We start from the raw sequence: 20230 nt of genomic DNA, 5'->3' as shown, positions 1-20230 counted from the left end.
ATTGTTCCCTTTTTAATCTACTTGAGTGTTTTTCACCCAAGTAGATTAAAAAGCGGATGTGACAGTTACGTTAAGTTAAATTGAACATTCAATTAATAAAAAGTGACAGGCGATGAAAAAAGTGCAAAAAAAAGGCCCTTCATGAGAAGGACCTTTATTAAATAACTTAATTATCAGTAAGTTAAGATTGTGATATCGCGTTAAAATTAACTTCTTGATTTGGTGGTTGCGTCACTTTTTTTTTCGCATAAAGCAATGCATCGTGCAAATTGTCGTAAATAACGATACCTGGATGATTCACACAGATACTTTCTAACACTTCGTTCACCGCGGTATTAGCACCGCAAATCACTAATTGTCTACCTGCCGCCATGGCATCCACGGTCACTGTCTCTACCGCCATTGCTGCAGACACATCCACAGTAGGCACACGACTGAAATCTAAGATCATCACCTTTGAGCCCGCTTTTACGTTGTCTCGTACATGGTGACCTACATCAGCAGCGGCACCAAAACTCAATGGACCACCGAAGCTGAATATAGAGACCTTGCCCTTAAGCGACTCAAGTAACGCATTCTCTTCTGGATCGTTAAGTGACTCTGGAATTTTGCGAAGCTCTTCAAGTTGCAACTGAGCAATTTGACGTACGTAAGCTAAAGCCGCAAATACCACACCCACACCCACAGCAGTGATAAGGTCGACAAACACAGTTAGTGCAAGTACCAAAATCATCAGACCGAAGTCCCAACGAGGCCCCTTGTGAGCACGTTTCAAGTAGCTCCAATCAATGATGTCTAAACCCACTTTAACCAAAATACCAGCGAGTACAGCATGAGGAATTTGCGCCGCGAGCGGGCTAAGACCCAAGACTATCGCAAGTAATACCAATGCGTGAACCATACCCGAAATACGGTCTTTACCACCGCTACGAATATTCACAACCGTTCGCATGGTTGCACCTGCTCCCGCAATACCACCAATGAAACCCGCTACAGTGTTACCAATACCCTGACCGATTAACTCTCTATTACTATCGTGACGGGTACGGGTCATGTTGTCTGCTACCAATGACGTCAACAAACTATCGATAGCGCCAAGTACTGCAAGAATAAACGCAGCTTCTAAAATTAATAATGCTGTACCTTGCTCGAATACTGGCATTTGGATGCTTGGTAAGCCCGTAGGAATTTGACCTAAGATAGGTACAGATAACGCCAAGCTTGCAAGAGTACCAATGATAAGTGCTGCTAGCGCACCCGGCACATATTTACCTAGTGACGCAGGCCATTTGTAGGCAATGATTAATGTACCAATACCTAAGCCTAGCGTTGCAAAATTAATATCTGCAAGTGCTGTGGGTAGATAGCTTAATGCGCCAATAGTGCCACCTGGAGGCTCATGCCCCAACAGGCGGCCTAATTGTAGAATGATAATAATGGCACCAATACCCGACATAAAGCCTGAAATAACAGGGTATGGAACTAGGCGGATATATTCCCCAACTTTTAAGAAGCCGAAGATAATTTGAAAAATACCGGCGAGTATAACTGCGGTAAAGATCAAGCTTGCATCGCCTGAGAGGCTGGCAAACAAACCTGCTAATACAACAACCATAGGCCCTGTAGGCCCAGAGATTTGTGAGGGTGTGCCACCAAACAACGCGGCGAAGAAACCCACCGCAATAGCGCCATAAAGGCCGGCCATCGGACCAAGTCCTGAGGCTACCCCTAGCGCTAAGGCTAGCGGCAAAGCAACAATACCGGCGGTTAAACCACCGGTGATGTCACCACGTAAATTACTTACATTTAACTTAAACATGAAATGTTTCCTAAATTCTTATCGCGCAAAAGTGCTTATCGCTTAAGCTGCGCTTCTGCGTGAGATTGATCCATTACCTCAAACTCACCAGACTCGCTGTTGTAGCACAACACTTCGCCACTACCTATATTATAAACCCAACCATGAAGCGTAACTTGTTTGTTCGCAATTTTTGCGGCAACAGCAGGGTGTGTACGTAAATGCTGAATTTGCTGTACCACGTTTTCTTTCGTTACATCTTCTAGGTGATCGTGGGTTAGTTCAGAACAACCACTACGCTCTTTAACAACTTCAGTCGCAGCGCGACAATGGCCCAGCCATTCTTTAACGTGCGGCAATGAAGAAAGCCCTTCTGGCTTTAATGCGCCTTTCATTGCACCACAGTCTGTGTGTCCACAAACAACGATATGCGTAACGCCTAGTGCTGCAACAGCAAATTCGATTGAGGCAGTCATACCGCCCGTTTGGTTGCTATGCGGCGGCACGATGTTGCCCGCGTTACGACAGATAAACAATTCACCCGGCTCGGTTTGCGTTACCAAGTTTGGATCTATACGAGAGTCTGAACACGTGATAAAAAGCACTTCTGGGTTCTGACCGTTCGCCAGTTTTTGGAAAGCTGCTTTTTTTCCTGGATAAACTTCTTTCTGGAATTTAGCTACACCTGAAATAACGTGATCCATAAATATCTCCATTGAATAATTATTTTTTTACTGTCTGCGCCAGTGTCGCCTGATAGATTAATAGTTTAATATACCAGCTCGTGATAGCCTACACCTATCAAGCGTAAGAATTATAAAAATTAGGCGACGTAATAACCATGTTACTAAACGGTAAAACTCCATCGATTAACCAAATTCGTTATTTTGTTGCTGTAGCTAAATACTTAAGCTTTCGTCAAGCTGCCACAAGCCTAGGAATTAGTCAGCCTACTTTAACGAGTCAAATTAATGCCCTTGAAAGCAGTTTGGATTTAGTCTTATTTGAACGTTCAAGAACTGGCACCTTATTATCGCCTCAAGGCAAAGCGCTACTCGAAGCGGCGGAAGAAGTACTTCAAGCGAATCACCGTTTCAATGAAATAGCACGGGATCTGGCTGAAGGTGAAGTGGTTACCTTCCGCCTTGGTATCCCCCCTACGCTTGGTCCTTACTTGTTGCCCCATATTTTACCCGAATTGCATCAGCGCAAGCCAGGGCTTCGTTTCTACGTAAGAGAAGCGGCACCACAGGCACTACAACATGGATTGCTGCACGGTGAATACGACTTAATTATCTCACCACTTTCCAGTGAATATTCGCAGCTTATAACTGAGCCACTGTTTAACGAACCGCTTAAATTCGTTGTGCCTTCTGATCATAAGCTTGCCGGAAATGCCTTTGTTCGCCCTGAGCAAATTGCTGGAGAAAAAGTACTCACACTAGAAGATAGACACCACTTTCATCATCAAGTGCAACATATTTGCGATGAAATTGGCGCAAACCTGCAACGAGATTATGAAGGAACAAGCCTAGATACACTGCGCCAAATGGTAGTAATGGGAATGGGCGTAGCATTTTTGCCTGGGCTATATATTCATTCAGAGTTGCATCACCCTGAAGCACTTCATGTTTGTGAAATAGAGGGCATGCCTATTGAAAGGCAGCACTCCTTGGCATGGAGAAATACCGCTCCCGGTCGCAAAACCTTTAGGGAAATTACCTCTGTGATAAGGGATATTATAGGTAACCGACTTTCCACTGCGGTGGATGTCATTAACGATTAATCACTTGTCTATGCCTATATGTTATCGCGAGCTACCTCACGAGCATGACAAAATTGATTAAAAATAATGGTATATTTACGGTAATGCATGAGAAAAATTCATAAATTATGATTGAACGTCAGCACCTTAAAATAATTAGCGCTATTCATAAACACGGCACAATGACAGAAGCCGCCAAGTCGTTGTTCGTTACCCAGTCAGCGCTTAGTCATTCGATGAAAAAGCTTGAAGCAAGCTTTTCGTTGCCACTGTGGCAAAAGGAAGGGCGAACGTTAGTGTTAACCCAAGCTGGCAAAAGCCTAGTTGGGCTTTCTCAGCGAGTGCTTCCTCAATTCGAGCATATCGAAGCACAGCTTCGTCGCATGGCGGAAGGCAAGCAAGGCATATTGCGTATTGGTATGGAATGTCACCCTTGCTTTGAATGGTTGCTAAAAGTCGTTGCGCCTTTTTTAAAGGCCTTCCCTGATGTAGACGTTGATGTAAGACGTGCTTTTTCATTCGGAGGCTTACAAGCCTTGCATGGTTACGACATCGATTTATTGCTAACGCCCGACCCATTATATTTAGATGCAATAAGCTACACTGGCGTATTAGATTACGAGCAGGTATTGGTGATGCACAATGAACACCCTTTGACTGAATACGCCTACATTAAACCAGAGCAATTGACCAATGAAGTGCTGATTACCTACCCGGTGGAAACCAATCGCTTAGATATTTTTGCTGGGTTTCTTACCCCAGCTGGCGCAAGCGTAAAACAACACAGAACCATTGAAACCACTGAAATTATTTTGCAAATGGTGGCCGCAGGGCGCGGTGTTACCGCACTACCTAAATGGTTGGTTGATGAAGCGAAAGAAAGTGCGGTGTTAACGTATAAGCCCTTAGGTGAAAAGGGCTTACAAAAAACCTTGTATTTAGGACACCGAAAAGAGGTAGACCCGATAGGGTTTGTTGACGAATTTATAACCTTAGCCAAAGCTAGCAGTCTGAAATAACACATTCATTACGTCGATTTTGTTACTACCGCTTATGCCATTCCAGCAATAAATTATTGGCAGGCATCTTATGTATTTCACGCAGCACCAAATCATTACTCCATGCTGTCAGCTCGCTGATATCACGATAGCCACCATATCCACGTTCGATAAGTGATTCATGAAATACTCTGTTACTTTCAGAAGAGAATTCGCCGCCAATAGTAAAGGGGCCATATTGACAAAAAACACCACCCGAAGGTAAGTATTCACTTACTGATTTCATCAACAGTTCAGCTTCATGACGCTGCATAATGTGGGCGGTATTAGCACTGTAGATACCTTGAATGGGTAGCGATGGAAAGCTGTCTTTACCTATAGTTAACGCCACGGGCTTTGTGACATTGAGTAACGAAGCTTCTTCTAACCAGGCTATAATACCTTCATGATAGTCAGGTTGGTCGCTACAGTACCATTGCAAATGCGGCAAGTTTTCAGCGAAATATACCGCGTGCTGACCTGTCCCACTGCCAACTTCTAATACGCCTTTACAATTAGCAAACGTGCGATTAAGCACAGCTAAAATTGGCGCTTTATTGTTTTCGCACGCTTGGCTAAACGGCTTTGAGAACGACTCAGTCATGTAAATTAGGCCCCAACCATTTCTCAGCTTCTTCCAGTGTCCAACCTTTGCGCGTGGCATAGTCTTCCACTTGGTCTTTTTGTATTTTAGCCACGGCAAAGTATTTACTTTGAGGGTGGGAGAAATACCAACCCGACACCGCCGCACCTGGCCACATGGCGTAGCTTTCGGTTAGTTTCATGCCGGTGTGTTGTTCCGCCGATAATAAATCCCAGATAAGCTGCTTCTCGGTATGCTCTGGGCACGCGGCATAACCTGGCGCAGGGCGAATACCTTGGTACTTTTCACGAATAAGATCGTCATTGGTTAAGTTTTCACTCTCGGCATAGCCCCAATACACTTTACGCACTTGTTCGTGTAGGTATTCGGCAAATGCTTCGGCTAACCTATCAGCCACGGCTTTCACCATAATACCGTTGTAGTCATCACCTGCCTTAATAAAACTATCGGCAAGTTCATCTTCGCCTATTCCGCCAGTCACGGCAAAGGCACCAATATAGTCGTTGATGCCTGATGATTTCTCGGCAACGTAATCAGCCAAACAATAGTTAGCAAATTTATCTTTCAACGTTTGTTGACGAAGATGATGCGCTACACCTTGCACTTCTGAGCGCGACTCATCGGTATACACTTCAATATCATCATCTACGCGGTTGGCATGAAACAGGCCGATAACCCCTTTAGCGGCTAAAGAATTGTTAGCTATAATGTTATCTAGCATCTCGTTTGCATCGGCGAATAAAGATCTTGCTTCTTCCCCGACCACTTCATCTTCTAAAATTCGTGGGTATTTACCAGCCAAAGACCAAGTTAGGAAGAAGGGTGTCCAGTCGATATACGGACGCAGCGTAGCGATATCTACATCCACTGGCGTTACGCCTAATTTTTTAGGGGTTACCGGTGCTTCTGTAAAATCTGGCGCGAAGGCATTAGCTCGCGCTTGCGCTAAGGTCACAGGCTTACTTCGAGGCTTCTTACGAGCATGCTGGTCGCGTACTTTGTCGTATTCTTTTGCCAGTTCTTCGGCGTAAATATCCCGAGAACCTCGGTTGAGCAGCTTTTGGCATACGCCAACGGCGCGACTCGCATTGGGAACATACACTACAGGTGCATGGTAATTTTGCTCAATTTTCACCGCGGTATGTGCTTTAGATGTGGTTGCACCGCCGATTAGTAGCGGTAAGTCGAAGCCTTGGCGCTCCATCTCTTTTGCCACATGCACCATTTCATCAAGTGAAGGCGTAATAAGACCAGAAAGGCCTATCATGTCTACGTTTTCATCTTTTGCCACTTGCAAGATAGTGGCGGCGGGAACCATCACCCCAAGATCAATCACTTCAAAGTTATTACATTGCAGCACAACGCCTACAATGTTTTTACCAATGTCGTGTACGTCACCTTTCACGGTGGCAAGCAATATTTTGCCATTGCTCTTAGTACCATCGGATTTTTCGGCTTCAATGTAAGGCTGTAAATGAGCCACGGCTTTTTTCATTACCCGCGCCGATTTCACAACTTGAGGCAAGAACATTTTGCCTTCACCAAACAAGTCGCCAACAATGTTCATGCCGTCCATCAACGGCCCTTCAATTACATGCAGCGGGCGCTCAGCTTGTAACCGGGCTTCTTCAGTATCATCGATGATGTAATCGGTAATGCCTTTAACAAGCGCATGGGCCAAACGCTTATTGACGTCTTGCTCTCGCCAGCTTAAATCTTCTTTTGCCGCTGCTTTGCCGTCGCCTTGATAGTTAGGGGCGATATCGAGCAAGCGTTCAGTAGAGTCACTACGGCGGTTAAGAATGACATCTTCTACCGCTTCGCGAAGCTCCTTTGGTATTTCATCATAAACTTCAAGCTGCCCCGCATTCACAATAGCCATATCCATACCAGCACGAATGGCGTGATACAAAAACACCGAGTGCATCGCTTCGCGTACAGGGTTGTTACCTCTAAACGAGAACGATATATTAGAAAGCCCCCCCGAGATATGCGCATAAGGGCAAAGCTCGCGAATTTTTCGAGTTGCTTCTATAAAGTCTACGGCGTAGTTATCGTGCTCTTCTATACCCGTTGCTACCGCAAAGATATTCGGGTCAAAGATAATGTCTTCTGGCGGAAAGCCGATAGATTCTGTCAGTAATTTATAACTGCGCTGACAAATCTCAACTTTTCGAGCTTGCGTATCGGCCTGCCCAGTTTCATCAAATGCCATGACTACCGTGGCAGCACCATAACGTTTGATTTTTTGTGCTTGGGCAAGAAAGCTTTCTTCGCCTTCTTTAAGGCTGATTGAGTTTACAATCGCCTTGCCTTGCACGCATTTTAGCCCCGCTTCAATCACTTCCCATTTTGATGAGTCAATCATAATAGGAACCCGACTGATATCAGGCTCTGAAGCAATCAGGTTTAAAAAGGTGACCATGGCCTGCTTGGAATCAAGCATGGCCTCGTCCATATTGATATCGATAATTTGCGCGCCGCTTTCCACTTGCTGGCGGGCAACATCAAGAGCCGTTTCATAATCACCCTCTAGAATAAGGCGTTTGAAACGTGCTGAACCGGTAACGTTAGTACGTTCACCAATATTAATAAATGTAGAAAATTGTGCGCTCACGCTGCCTCCTAATGTACAAACGGCTCAAGGCCAGACAAACGCATTTTGGGTTCGAACTTAGGGACCTTTCTTGGTGCTATGCTGCTTACCGCCTCGGCAATAGCACGAATATGTTCTGGCGTACTGCCACAGCAGCCGCCCACAATATTCACTAAACCTGACGCTGCCCACTCTTTGATATGCTCGGCCATTTCAGGCGCTTCTAAGTCATATTCGCCAAACTCGTTGGGTAAACCCGCATTGGGGTGAGCAGAGACAAGGCACTCGCTAATAGTTGAGACTTCTTCGACATACTGGCGTAACAAGTCAGGCCCCAAAGCGCAATTCAAGCCAAACGAAAACGGGCTAATGTGGCGCATTGAATAATAAAAGGCTTCAGAGGTTTGCCCCGAAAGCGTTCTGCCTGAGGCATCGGTAATGGTGCCTGAAATCATCACTGGCAAATACTTACCTAGTTTTTCGAACACGGTTTCCACGGCGAAAGCTGCCGCTTTAGCATTTAGCGTATCGAAAATGGTTTCAAGCATAATCAAATCTACGCCGCCTTCGATTAGCGCTTCGGTAGACTCTGTGTAAGCTTCTACTAAGGCGTCGAACGTCACGTTGCGCTTACCTGGGTCGTTAACATCAGGAGAGATAGACGCAGTACGATTCGTTGGACCTAATACACCGGCAACAAATCTTGGTTTATCAGGGGTTTTCGCTGTGAACTCATCAGCCGCTTTTCTGGCTAATTTGGCGGCAGCAATGTTGATATCTCGGGACTGCGCTTCCATGTCGTAATCCGCCATGGCTATTGTGGTGGCGTTAAAAGTGTTGGTCTCAACGATATCAGCGCCAGCTTCAAAGTAATCGCAATGAATTTGGTAGATAATATCTGGCTGTGTGATGGCCAAAAGGTCGTTATTGCCTTTTACATCACAATGCCAATCGGCAAACTGGGTGCCGCGATAATCTTCCTCTTCCAGCTTATGCTGCTGGATCATGGTACCCATCGCACCATCTAATACAAGAATACGTTGTTGAGCAGCGCTTAGCAGTGTTGCTTGCGCGCTAGAATCTGGATGTTGACTCACGCGTTACCTCTTTGGCTGTGATTTTTCAGCTAACTGATTTAAGTCATACGGCGTTGTTTGGTAAACATAGTAGTTTAACCAGTTTGTGAAGAACAGACTCCCGTGGGAGCGCCACCTGACGATGGGTGGCTTGGTCGGATCGTTATCCGAAAAATAATTTTTTGGTATGGCGGGTGACTGCCCAGCTTTAACATCCCTGAAATATTCATCTCCAAGGGTATCAGCATCATATTCTGGATGGCCCGTAACAAACACCATGCGCTTATCTTCTGAAGCAACAATATAAGCGCCTACTTCTTCAGACTCTGCCACCACATGTAACCCATCTACACTATTATAATTCGTGGTATCAATATGACCATACCGGGAATGAGGCGCATAGAATACCGGGTCGAAGCCACGCAATAATTCATTATGAGGGTCATTTACTTTATGCTCAAACACGCCAGAAAACTTTTCTTTGCGCAGCGTGCGGGTAAAGTTATAGAAGTGGTACATGGCAGCATGTGCAGCCCAACATAAATATAGCGTTGAGTTAACGTGACGCTGTGCCCATTCTAAAATGGTGGTCATGGTATCCCAGTACTTTACGTCTTCGTATTTTAGCAAAGCTAGAGGTGCGCCAGTCACGATAAGTCCATCGTATTTTTTGTCTGCCACTTGCGAAAAGTCGTGGTAGAAAGCATCCATGTGAGACTGAGGTGTATTTTTGGGCGCCTGATTATCGATACGAATAAAGTCCACATCAATTTGAAGTGGCGTGTTAGAAAGTAATCTCAACAGCTGTACTTCAGTCTCAATTTTATTAGGCATCAAATTTAAGATACCCACTTTAAGAGGACGTATATCCTGATTCGCCGCCCTATTGCTCTCCATGGTGAATATATTTTCGCCCAATAACACATTCTGCGCAGGCAGTTGTTCTGGTATACGAATTGGCATAGAAGGCTCCAGTCATAAATTACTATGACTGTATTGTGGCAATTACCACACAGATGTCAACATCTTTACGTCTAGACGTCTAAACGTGCGTTTGAGTGTATTATTGGGAAGGGGATTGTTTGTGTACCATAAACAACATTTCTGCTTCGGCACGGGGAATATCACAGGCTTCCATCACTTCTTCGATACTTGCGCCTTGCTTTACTAACTCGGCCGCTCGCTGATAGAGCCTCAAAGAGGGGTCTTGGAGTTTTAGTTCGCGGATCTGATTTTCGAAATCATCTTGCTTAGCTTGAAGGGCTTGCAGATGGCGAGTAACCACTAAGCTTCTGGTTTGCGCTTCGTTTTGTTGATGACCAAAATTTCGAATCTGGGTATCCATATCGTCGGTACGACGAGTTACAAGGTCTTGAAGTTCAACTATCGCCGCATGGTTTTTTCGCTCTTTTAACGTCAACCATATCGCAAAAATACCAAGCACTATTACAAGTGCAAGCAATAGTAGTTCGTTGACTGTTGGAGCAATAAACTGCAGATCCATATGCGAAGATGCCTTAATTCGTACCTATATAAACCGGAAATAAAAAAGGCAGATAACCCAGTTACCTGCCCTTTAGACGTGTAGGCTGACTAAATTGAACTTAGTTCATCCCACTCTTCGTCACTTAAGAGTTTGTTTAAATCAACTAGGATGAGAAGCTCACCGTCTCGGTTGCTTACCCCTTGGATAAACTTAGCACTTTCTTCAGTACCCACGTTTGGCGCACTATCAATTTCAGACGAGCGAAGGTAAACCACTTCAGCCACGCTATCAACAAGTATACCCACGACTTGTTCATCAGATTCGATGATAACAATACGGGTATTATCTGTTATTTCTGTTGGTGGTAACCCAAAACGTGCACGTGTATCAATGACCGTAACAACATTACCACGTAGGTTAATAATACCTAGTACGTAGTCAGGTGCGCCGGGTACAGGTGCAATTTCAGTGTAACGTAATACTTCTTGCACTTGCATTACGTTAATACCGTATGTTTCTTCACCTAAGCGGTATGTCACCCATTGAAGGACTTCATCATTACTATCGGTGGTATTACTGTTCGTTCTTTCGTCGCTCATGAACCTGGCTCCCAATACTCGGCGTCTGGTCGTTACTGCCTAAGCCTTTGTTAAGCATAGATATTAATTCGTTAACGTCAATTAACGCGCACATTTTCTCTTTAACCATCCCTGCTAACCAGGGACGCTTACCGGTAGACTCACGCCATTTGACGTCAGCTTTTGCCAAGGTGACCGTGTTGACCAGTTTCTCGCTGGCCAATCCCCACGAACTATCCCCTAACATAATAAGATATCGGTAGTTCAATGACTCTGCGAGACGCTCATCATACTTTTCTGGCATGACCCACCTTGCAGAATCTACAACGCTAAGCTTTTCTTCGCGATGTATCATCACCCCCATAAACCAATCTGGTTTCCCAAATAAAGGGCCTATCTTTTCAATTTGATGTATACCACCTAGGGTGGTTAATGGCACCGCTAACGTTAGCCCTGCCACTTCAAAAAATAATGCCTGAAAATTATTTTCAAGGCTGTCGACCAACAATTCTTTTTCTTCTGATTGCCCCTCTTCTGAGGAGGCATTGACTGACTCTGCAGTCTCATTATCTATTTCATTGTAGTCGCTTTTTTCGTATTGCGTAGTTTCTTCGACATCTTTGCCTGTGCTAGATGACACTGCTTCTATGATGGCTTCTTCAACCACTATTTGTTCAGTGGTAGGTGCTTCATCAATCGTTGCCTCTTCGGCTAACGTTTGCACTGCCTGCTCAAGCAATTTTGCCGTTCGCGCAGTAACGTCTGCCGGATCATCTGGCTCTTTTAATAGGCTATCGAGATAAGCCTCTACAACGTCTTCCCGTGCAAAAGGTCCTTGATTGCTCATCTAACTTTACTTCTCCAAAACCTCAAGTAACTTGCTGTAAGCCGTTACCCCTCGGGTTTTCGGGTATGCTGCGGAAATTGGCAACTGTACTAAACTCGCATCTCTAAAATGCGTATCTACGGGAATTACACCTTGCCAAACCCGCTCTCCATAATCGCTCATTAAACGCTTTCTTGATTCAAGTGCTGCGTTAGTGCGTTTGTCGAACATAGTAGGAATAATTACAGTGTCAAAAGACTTTTGCAGAGAGCGCCCCATTATTTCCATGGTGCGTATCATTCTATCTAAGCCTTTCAGCGCCAAATACTCTGTTTGTGTCGGCACTATCACTTTGTTACATGCTGCCAATGCGTTGACCATAAGTACACCAAGTACTGGCGGGCAATCAATAATGACGACATCAAATTCATTCTCTACTTTGGCCAGCGCTTTTTTCAGCACTAAGCCCATTCCTTGCTCGCTTCCCATTGTTCTGTCTAATGTGGCTAATGCCATGGTAGCGGGCAAAACGTACAAATTATCTAGCTTAGTTGGACACAAACAGTCCATGACCATATCGGCAGTGATGTCAGAAGACTTAATAAAAATGTCGTAGACAGATTGACTCAGCAACTCTGCATCTATGCCGAAATAATAACTCAATGAGGCGTGGGGATCGGTATCAACCATCAATACTCGCTTCCCGCGCTGAGCTAACAAACCACCTAAGGTTACTGTCGTTGTTGTTTTACCAACTCCGCCTTTCTGGTTTGCAACTGTCCACACCTTCATCGTTTTAATTCCCAGCTTATATTTACTTGGGTTGTTGTTCATTCAAAGACAGCACTAACGCTGCATTTGAGCTATCTCATTTCGGTTAGAATACAGCTGCTCATGTCATCTATATCTATACTATTAACCGATATGTTTGCAGCAGCTACCGCTTGAGGCATGCCATAAACAACACATGAATCCTGATCTTGAGCCCAAATGGTAGCGCCGTTATCTTTCATCGAACGGCAGCCTTCTCGTCCATCAGCGCCCATGCCAGTTAAAATAATACCCAATAAATCGCCACCATAAGCTTTGGCTAGCGAACCGAAGGTTAAATCAACACTCGGCTTATAATTGATTTTATCAGACGGGTTAGCGTCGGTAATTACTACTTTCTTATGAGAGCCGGAACCCTCTATCAACATTTGTTTGCCACCGGGGGCTAAATAAGCACACCCTGGTTTTAATATGTCGCCATGTTCAGCTTCTTTAACCCTAATGTCGCAATGAGAATTAAGCCGCTGTGCAAATGCGTTAGTAAAGGTACCGGGCATATGTTGTACCAGTACAATTGGATAAGGAAAGTCTGATGGCAGTGATACCAATATCTTCTGCAATGCCACTGGACCACCCGTAGATGCACCAATTGCTAAACACTTATACCTTTTACCAGAAGCCTTAATCGAGGAAACTGTGGGCTGCCTCGTGGCATCTTTCCTTCCGCTAAGTAGACTAGAACTTTTGAAAAACGCTTGTTTTGGCGCGTTATCAGGGAACTTTCTACTTTCAATACGCTTTAATACAGGGCGTTTTATGCCGACACCACGCCGTGCAATCAATCTCACTTTTGTACAGAGCAGTCGTGCTGCATCTTTACGGTCTTGGGCGATATCTTCGAATTTCTTTGGCAGAAAATCTAATGCACCGGCTTCTAACGCATCTAGCGTTGCTTGCGCACCATGGTGCGTAAGAGACGAAAACATCAAAATAGGCACCGGCCGTTTTTCCATAATGGCTTTTACCGCCGAAATACCATCCATTATCGGCATTTCCACATCCATTGTAACTACATCAGGTAGCAGTGTATCTATTTTGTCTAGAGCATCTTGCCCGTTACGAGCTTCACCAATAACTTCAAGTTCTCTATCATCGTCGAGAATTTCACGAACTCGACGACGATAAAAAGTAGAATCGTCCACGACCAGGACTTTAAAGACCATGGATGTTAATTTCCTATCTGTTACGCCGTATTACTTTAAAGGCTTTCGAGCATAACGCTTCAGTAAGCTAGGGACATCTAAGATGAGTGCAATTCCACCGTCAGATGTAATAGTTGCTCCCGCCATACCAGGCGTTCCCTGTAATAAGGCATCTAATGGTTTTATAACCACTTCTTCTTGGCCTATTAGCGCATCAACAACAAATCCAACTTGCTGGGTGCCTATTTGAACCACGACGACGTGACCTTTTTCTTTGCTTATATTTTTAGGTCCGCGGATCAACCATTCTCCGAGGAAGAACAGTGGTATCGCTTTAGAACGAACTATCATGGTTAATTGGCCATCAACCGTATTGGTTTTCTTGATGTCCATATTGATAATTTCGTTGACCGCTCCTAACGGTAACGCAAATGTTTGTTTGCCAACCACAATCATTAGGGTAGGTAATATCGCAAGCGTTAGTGGAACTTTAATATCGAGTCGAGTACCTTTTCCAAGCTGGGAATCAATATTAATAGTACCGTTAAGCTGGTTAATTTTTGTTTTAACCACATCCATGCCTACACCACGACCCGAGATATCACTTATCTCAGTTTTGGTTGAGAACCCTGGTGCAAAAATAAGGTTGAACGCTTCAACATCAGACATACGCGCAGCCGCATCGGCGTCTAAAACACCTCGGCTTATAGCAATCTCTTTTAGTTTTTCTGCATCCATTCCCTTACCGTCATCTTCGATGGTAAGTAGGATATGGTCACCCTCTTGAGAAGCCGATAGTCTCACGGTTCCCATTCGAGTTTTACCTGTAGCCACACGATCATCTGGCATTTCAATACCGTGATCTACCGAATTTCTCACTAAGTGAACCAGTGGGTCGGCAAGTGCTTCTACCAGATTTTTATCTAAATCTGTCTCTTCACCTTCTAATTCTAAGGTGATTTCTTTTTTCAAAGTACGTGCTAAGTCTCGAACAACGCGAGGGAAGCGGCCAAACACTTTCTTAATTGGCTGCATACGGGTTTTCATAACCGCACCCTGCAAATCGCCCGTTACCACATCTAGGTTAGCAATTGCCTTCGACATACTTTCGTCGGCATTGGTTATTCCTAAACTCAGCAAACGATTTCGTACTAATACTAACTCGCCAACCATATTCATAATTTGGTCTAGGCGTTTGGTATCAACACGTACTGTGGTTTCTGCTTGAGGAGGAGCAGGCGTTGCTTTTTTATCGTCTTTTTTAGTAGCGGGTTTAGCCGGCTCTGCCGTCTTCTTAGCTGCTGGACTAGGTGCGGGTGCTTTCCCGGCAGGCGTTGATTTAGCAGGCGTACTAGCGGCAGATTGTTCTGCTTTAGCCTTCTGAATCGCTTCCGTCGCTTTTTTATCTACAGGCGGTGTATTTGCTTCAGGCTCAGTCCCTTGAGCCGTAGGCCCTTGCCCTGAGCCATGTAATTGGTCAAGTAGTGCTTCAAACTCATCATCGGTAATTTCTTCACCACTAGGTGCTGCCGCTTTCGGTGCAGCCGCAGGCGCTGGTTCTTCTTCTTTGAATTTACCTTTGCCGTGGAGTTCGTCTAACAGTGCTTCAAATTCATCGTCGGTAATATCATCACCTGAACCACCGGCTGCCGGTGCAGCCGCTTTTGGTTCTGCCTTAGGCGCAGGTTTGCCCGGCGCACTCGAACCATGAAGTTCATCAAGCAAGGCTTCAAATTCATCTTCAGAAATTTCGTCAATGCCGCCATCGCCACTATCAGCAGGCCCTTCAGATACGGGCGCTTCTTCCAACGCGAACTCTTCCTCGGCAACAGGAGTTTCAACCGCGTCACTGCTGTCACCAAAGATATTTTCGTCTGGGGTTTCTGGGGTGCTTAACTTATGTAGCAAATCAACAAGTTTTGCGTCTGCAGGCACTAGGGGTTCTTGCGCTTTAACACGCTCAAACATCTCTACGACTACATCGGTGGCCTGAAGAATGGTGTCCATTAATTCAGGCGTAAGAGTACGTTGTCCGTTTCGCATTACATCGAAAACGTTTTCTGCACCGTGGCAAATTTCAACTAATTCGGTAAGCGACAAAAAGCCGGCGCCACCTTTTACGGTATGGTAACCACGAAAGATAGCATTAAGTAAATCTGCATCTTCAGGATTATTTTCCAGATCAACGAGCTGTTCTTGTAATTGTTCAAGGATCTCCCCAGCTTCAACTAGAAAGTCCTGTAATATATCCTCGTCAACATCAAACGCCATGCGCCCGCTCCCCTAAAAACCTAAGCTAGACAAAAGATCATCTACGTCATCTTGGCCAGATACAACATCATCGCGTTGGTCTGCATCAATAATTGGACCTTCGGCTTCGACACTATCGATCTTGTTAACTTTTTCGACTTTCGCTTCAGATGGCTTGCCTAGTTCCGCCTGTTCGGGTTCACCGAACATCGTAAGCATATTAACTAAGCTATCTTCCACTTCTTTTACGAGTTCAATCACTCTGCGAATAACTTGACCGGTAAGATCTTGGTAACCTTGTGCCATTAACACTTCGGTAAGCAATGATGTAAGCTTAGCCGATTGTTTCGATCCGTCTTCTAGCAATTCGTCTAAATCTGCACATAAAACTTTGAATTCACCCAACTCAAGTTGACGATTCATCAGTTTTTTCCACTCCGGCATGATTTTCTCGATGCGGGTAGAGAGCACTTCAGCAATTGGCATACTCTCTTCAACTGCATCCATGGTGGTATTGGCAGCTTTTTCCGTTTCTTCGATAACGTACATGAGTCGCGTTTGCGCATCAGGAATGTCATCAACGGTTAAATTTTTAATACGTTCATCGATTTGGAAGTTATTTAACGAGTCATGAAGTTGACGCGTTAATTTACCAACTTCAGCAAAGAGCTCAATGGACTCTTTCATCGAAACAGCTTCTAAGACAGCGTTCGCTGATGCGTTATCGCCCTCTTCAAGATACGCTACCAATTTTTTGGCTTCTTCGAGCGTTATAGAGACACTTTCATTTGTCGACATCCAGTAAACCTCATTTCTCTGGTGAGCGTCTGGATCAACCTAAACGTTCGAAGATTTTATCTAATTTTTCTTTCAACGTAGCGGCAGTGAAAGGTTTAACAACATAACCATTCACACCAGCTTGCGCTGCGGCAACGATTTGTTCTTTCTTCGCTTCTGCTGTCACCATAAGAACCGGTAGGTGTTTCAACTTATCATCTGCACGTATAGCGCGTAATAAATCGATACCTTGCATACCTGGCATATTCCAATCTGTTACAACAAAGTCAAAATCACCTTGTTGTAGCATAGGTAGCGCGGTGTTACCGTCGTCCGCTTCCTGGATATTGGCAAAACCCAAATCTTTTAGCAGGTTCTTTATGATACGTCTCATGGTAGAAAAATCGTCAACCACGAGAATTTTCATACTTTTATCCAAAATAGCCTCCAATGAGGGGTTAATTGTTATTAATTTCTATTCTTCGTCAACTTGCCACGATTTCATTCGTGATTTGAGTTTTAACATGGCCTGACTATGAATTTGGCTCACTCGCGATTCACTAACATCAAGAACTTCGCCAATTTCTCTAAGGTTCAGTTCTTCATCATAGTATAAAGAAAGTACAATCGCTTCCCGTTCGGGTAATGTAGTAATAGCATGTGCTAGCGCTTTTTGGAAAGCCCCTTGCATCAAATCTTCTAACGGCGCGTCGCTACCTCGGTTTTTTTCTGTAGAAATAACATCTTCAGAAACCCCTAAATCTTCGATCCCCACCAATTTACCGGCATTCACTTCGTTAAGCATTTGATGATAATCTTGCATGCTTACATTCATTTTAGCTGCAATATCAACATCTCGCGCGTCACGACCAGTTTCACCTTCAACTTGAGAGATTGCTTCGGTAATGGCTCGTCCGTTTTTGTGCACGGAACGAGGTGTCCAATCACCTTTTCTGATTTCATCAAGCATCGCGCCACGAATACGTATACCCGCAAAGGTTTCGAAGCTTGCGCCTTTGGAACCGTCAAAATTTCGTGCAGCTTCTAGCAGTCCAATCATACCGGATTGGATTAAATCGTCGACAAGTACACTGGCTGGCAGTCTCGCCATTAAGTGGTGTGCTATTCGCTTCACCAGCGAAGCGTGACGCTCAACTAACTGTGACTTGTCCGTTTGCTGTTGATAAGCGGCTGCTTTGCTATTCAACGCTGACTTCCTACTGCTTTATCTGCTATTAGTTGTTCAATAAAAAACTCTAAGTGACCTCCTGGTTGCGCAGGAATAGGCCAAGATGCTGCTTTGGCTGCTAGCTGGCTAATCGCCACTGCCGCAGGAGAACTTGGATAAGCATCTACAATTGACGTTTGCTTACGTACCGCTCGTCGTATGTTCTCGTCAAAAGGAACCGTTGCCACCAATTCTAGCGCAACATCCAAAAATCGCCCTGTTACTTTCGATAGTTTGCTGAAGAGTTCCTGCCCTTCTCTAACATCGCGGACCATATTGGCGACCACTTTGAAGCGAAAGACACCGTGCTCTCTGTTAAGAATTTTAATTAACGCATAGGCATCGGTGAGTGAAGTAGGCTCATCGCACACTACCACCATAATATCTTGAGAGGCTTTGGAGAAACTTAGCACCATATCGGAGATACCTGCTGCGGTATCGACGATAAGCACATCAATGGGCGAACGCAATTCGCTGAAAGCTCTAATAAGCCCTGCATGCTGCGTTGGTGATAGCTCTGCCATTGATTGAGAACCTGATGTGGCTGGTGCTATTTTTATACCGTGAGGGCCCGTAACGAGAACATCGTCCAAGGTACACTCACCAGATAATACGTGGGAGAGGTTTTTCTCTACTCGCAATCCTAGCATTACATCCACATTGGCCAGACCTAAGTCTGCATCCAATACCATTACCCGCTTTCCCTGCTTTGCCATAGCAATAGCCGTGTTTAGCGTAATATTTGTTTTACCAACGCCACCTTTACCTCCGGTGACGGCGATAACTTTGATTAATCGTGATTGCTTCATTTTTCGTAAGCTACTCGCTTGATCATCAATCATACTGCTCGTGCTGTTTTAACCACATTGTTACTAGTAGTATGATTCAAACCGTACTTTTTATAAAGCTTTGCAGCAGCAGATACTAAAGATTTTGCTTCTGCAATCTTAATGTCTTCAGGAACTTTCTGTCCATCTGTTACATAACTGACAGGTAACTGGTACTCCACCGCTGCGCTAAGCACTTCGCCTAGAGAGTAGCACTCATCAAGCTTTGTAAAGATACAACCGCTAAGTTCCACCCCTTCGTACGCATCTATAATACGTTGTAACGCAGCATATTGGGTATTCGCTTGCGCTACTAGGTATTTTTTCACTGGCTGCATTTGACCGTTATCAAATTGATTTATCTGTTTAATTAATCGACTATCTCGCTGACTAAAGCCTGCCGTATCAATTAACACTAGTCTCTTATGGCGTAATTGAAACAATAAATCTGATAATTCTTCACTACTTTGTGCTTTACGCACTGTGCAGCCAATAATTTTTCCATATGTGGCTAATTGCTCAAACGCTGCAATACGATAGGTATCTATCGTAATCATGGCAACGGAGTCAGCACCATATTTCTGTGCATAGCGAGCAGCTAATTTAGCGACTGTGGTGGTTTTACCTGTTCCGGTAGGACCCACTAACGCAACTGCGCCCTTTTGCGTAAGTATATCGTTACCTGTCACATTAATGCGATTAGCCAATAGGTTTAAAAGATAAACCCAAGCGTCACGCTCGTTGTAATGCGACGGCGTGTAACTAATTAGTTGCTCTGCCAGTGATTGACTCAGTCCCATATCGGTTAGACGCTGAATCAAATAGTGATGTACAGGTTGCTGACGACGACTTTTTGCTTCCATCAAATCGGCCACTTGGTATTGAAGTACATTTCGTAGTGACGCCAACTCTTCTTTAATCTGAGACAATTCGTCAGACTGAGGAGCTCTGCTTTTATCAATACTTTCATTCAGGCTAGATGCCTGATGGCTAGGGAATTCAGAGGTGTTTTGATTTGCTTCTACATCGTCGATAAAGGCTTCTGAAAAGTCTAAGTGCGAGGCAATTTGATTGGCATGCTGAGCGTTGGCACTAGGTGCTGAAGATGAGCTTTGAATGCTGCCACCATGTTGTTTTTCCAACAGTGCTTTTAAGCTATCTGGACCATCATCACCGATGATTTCACTAAGACTAGGTACAGCCGCTTTCGCTTGACCTGGTGCTCTAGGTGCAGGCTTTTTAATCGACAGTTTGGCTTCTGGCTCTTTATCGTAAGCGGCTACCAGCTCGATACCGTCAGCAAGCTTTCGGTTCGACATGATAACGGCATCGCTACCCAATTCCGCTTTAACTTGGCTTAAAGCTTCTCGCATATCTTTGCCAAAGAAACGTCTGATTTTCATTGAAAA

At 44.6% G+C, this 20230-nt stretch carries 19 protein-coding genes; 2 read left to right on the top strand and 17 right to left on the bottom strand.

What is annotated here, in order from left to right:
• Positions 1-181 precede the first annotated feature (181 nt).
• Both KYS23_RS02405 and KYS23_RS02400 read right to left on the bottom strand, forming a co-directional pair.
• Positions 182-1819, bottom strand: a complete 1638-nt coding sequence (locus KYS23_RS02405; RefSeq protein ID WP_159529412.1) for a SulP family inorganic anion transporter — start codon at positions 1817-1819, stop codon at positions 182-184.
• A 35-nt stretch (positions 1820-1854) separates the two neighbouring features.
• The gene (locus tag KYS23_RS02400) at positions 1855-2502 is read right to left on the bottom strand and encodes a carbonic anhydrase (RefSeq protein ID WP_159529410.1); all 648 of its coding nucleotides are present in this window, start codon (positions 2500-2502) and stop codon (positions 1855-1857) included.
• A 137-nt stretch (positions 2503-2639) separates the two neighbouring features.
• Between KYS23_RS02400 and KYS23_RS02395 the strand changes: the two genes are divergently transcribed.
• Together KYS23_RS02395 and KYS23_RS02390 are read left to right on the top strand one after the other, a co-directional pair.
• Entirely contained in the window at positions 2640-3584 is a 945-nt protein-coding gene (locus KYS23_RS02395; protein ID WP_159529408.1) for a hydrogen peroxide-inducible genes activator, read from the top strand.
• Between the two features lie 107 nt (positions 3585-3691).
• The gene (locus tag KYS23_RS02390) at positions 3692-4582 is read left to right on the top strand and encodes a LysR family transcriptional regulator (protein WP_159529406.1); all 891 of its coding nucleotides are present in this window, start codon (positions 3692-3694) and stop codon (positions 4580-4582) included.
• A 25-nt stretch (positions 4583-4607) separates the two neighbouring features.
• Here the strand turns inward: KYS23_RS02390 and KYS23_RS02385 are convergent, their stop codons facing one another.
• From KYS23_RS02385 to flhF, 15 genes are all read right to left on the bottom strand, one after another.
• A complete protein-coding gene (locus KYS23_RS02385) occupies positions 4608-5204 on the bottom strand; it encodes a DUF938 domain-containing protein (RefSeq protein WP_159529404.1) in 597 nt (198 codons plus the stop codon).
• Positions 5197-7821, bottom strand: a complete 2625-nt coding sequence (metH, locus tag KYS23_RS02380) for a methionine synthase (protein ID WP_218417989.1) — start codon at positions 7819-7821, stop codon at positions 5197-5199. Before metH ends, KYS23_RS02385 begins: the two co-directional genes overlap by 8 nt.
• 8 nt (positions 7822-7829) lie before the next feature.
• On the bottom strand, positions 7830-8897 hold the full coding sequence (locus tag KYS23_RS02375) for a homocysteine S-methyltransferase family protein (protein WP_159529400.1): 1068 nt from the start codon (positions 8895-8897) through the stop codon (positions 7830-7832).
• A 3-nt stretch (positions 8898-8900) separates the two neighbouring features.
• Positions 8901-9839, bottom strand: coding sequence for a homoserine O-acetyltransferase MetA (metA, locus tag KYS23_RS02370; RefSeq protein WP_159529398.1), 939 nt, complete (start codon positions 9837-9839; stop codon positions 8901-8903).
• Positions 9840-9939: 100 nt separating this feature from the next.
• Positions 9940-10380 carry a DUF2802 domain-containing protein gene (locus KYS23_RS02365; protein ID WP_159529396.1) on the bottom strand — a complete coding sequence of 147 codons (441 nt, stop codon included), beginning with the start codon at positions 10378-10380 and terminating at the stop codon, positions 9940-9942.
• An 89-nt stretch (positions 10381-10469) separates the two neighbouring features.
• Entirely contained in the window at positions 10470-10961 is a 492-nt protein-coding gene (locus KYS23_RS02360; RefSeq protein ID WP_013785082.1) for a chemotaxis protein CheW, read from the bottom strand.
• Positions 10936-11787 carry a chemotaxis protein CheW gene (locus tag KYS23_RS02355; protein ID WP_159529395.1) on the bottom strand — a complete coding sequence of 284 codons (852 nt, stop codon included), beginning with the start codon at positions 11785-11787 and terminating at the stop codon, positions 10936-10938. Before KYS23_RS02355 ends, KYS23_RS02360 begins: the two co-directional genes overlap by 26 nt.
• A gap of 6 nt (positions 11788-11793) precedes the next feature.
• Positions 11794-12558 carry a ParA family protein gene (locus KYS23_RS02350; RefSeq protein ID WP_057793285.1) on the bottom strand — a complete coding sequence of 255 codons (765 nt, stop codon included), beginning with the start codon at positions 12556-12558 and terminating at the stop codon, positions 11794-11796.
• 71 nt (positions 12559-12629) lie between these two features.
• Positions 12630-13760 (bottom strand): protein-glutamate methylesterase/protein-glutamine glutaminase, encoded by a 1131-nt coding sequence (locus tag KYS23_RS02345; RefSeq protein WP_159529393.1) that lies wholly within the window; start codon positions 13758-13760, stop codon positions 12630-12632.
• Between the two features lie 30 nt (positions 13761-13790).
• Positions 13791-16010, bottom strand: coding sequence for a chemotaxis protein CheA (locus KYS23_RS02340; RefSeq protein ID WP_218417988.1), 2220 nt, complete (start codon positions 16008-16010; stop codon positions 13791-13793).
• Between the two features lie 12 nt (positions 16011-16022).
• Positions 16023-16787 (bottom strand): protein phosphatase CheZ, encoded by a 765-nt coding sequence (locus tag KYS23_RS02335; protein ID WP_159529389.1) that lies wholly within the window; start codon positions 16785-16787, stop codon positions 16023-16025.
• A gap of 34 nt (positions 16788-16821) precedes the next feature.
• Entirely contained in the window at positions 16822-17205 is a 384-nt protein-coding gene (cheY, locus tag KYS23_RS02330; RefSeq protein ID WP_013785088.1) for a chemotaxis response regulator CheY, read from the bottom strand.
• 36 nt (positions 17206-17241) lie between these two features.
• Complete coding sequence (locus KYS23_RS02325; RefSeq protein WP_013785089.1) at positions 17242-17973, bottom strand: RNA polymerase sigma factor FliA; 732 nt, start codon at positions 17971-17973, stop codon at positions 17242-17244.
• Entirely contained in the window at positions 17970-18836 is an 867-nt protein-coding gene (locus tag KYS23_RS02320) for a MinD/ParA family protein (protein WP_159529387.1), read from the bottom strand. The genes KYS23_RS02325 and KYS23_RS02320 overlap by 4 nt, the downstream gene beginning before the upstream one ends.
• On the bottom strand, positions 18833-20224 hold the full coding sequence (gene flhF, locus KYS23_RS02315) for a flagellar biosynthesis GTPase FlhF (RefSeq protein ID WP_218395503.1): 1392 nt from the start codon (positions 20222-20224) through the stop codon (positions 18833-18835). The genes KYS23_RS02320 and flhF overlap by 4 nt, the downstream gene beginning before the upstream one ends.
• Positions 20225-20230 lie beyond the last annotated feature (6 nt).

Source organism: Alteromonas lipotrueae (genome assembly GCF_019249255.1).
Taxonomy (GTDB): Bacteria; Pseudomonadota; Gammaproteobacteria; order Enterobacterales; family Alteromonadaceae; genus Alteromonas; species Alteromonas lipotrueae.
This window is presented reverse-complemented; position numbering and strand designations above follow the sequence as displayed.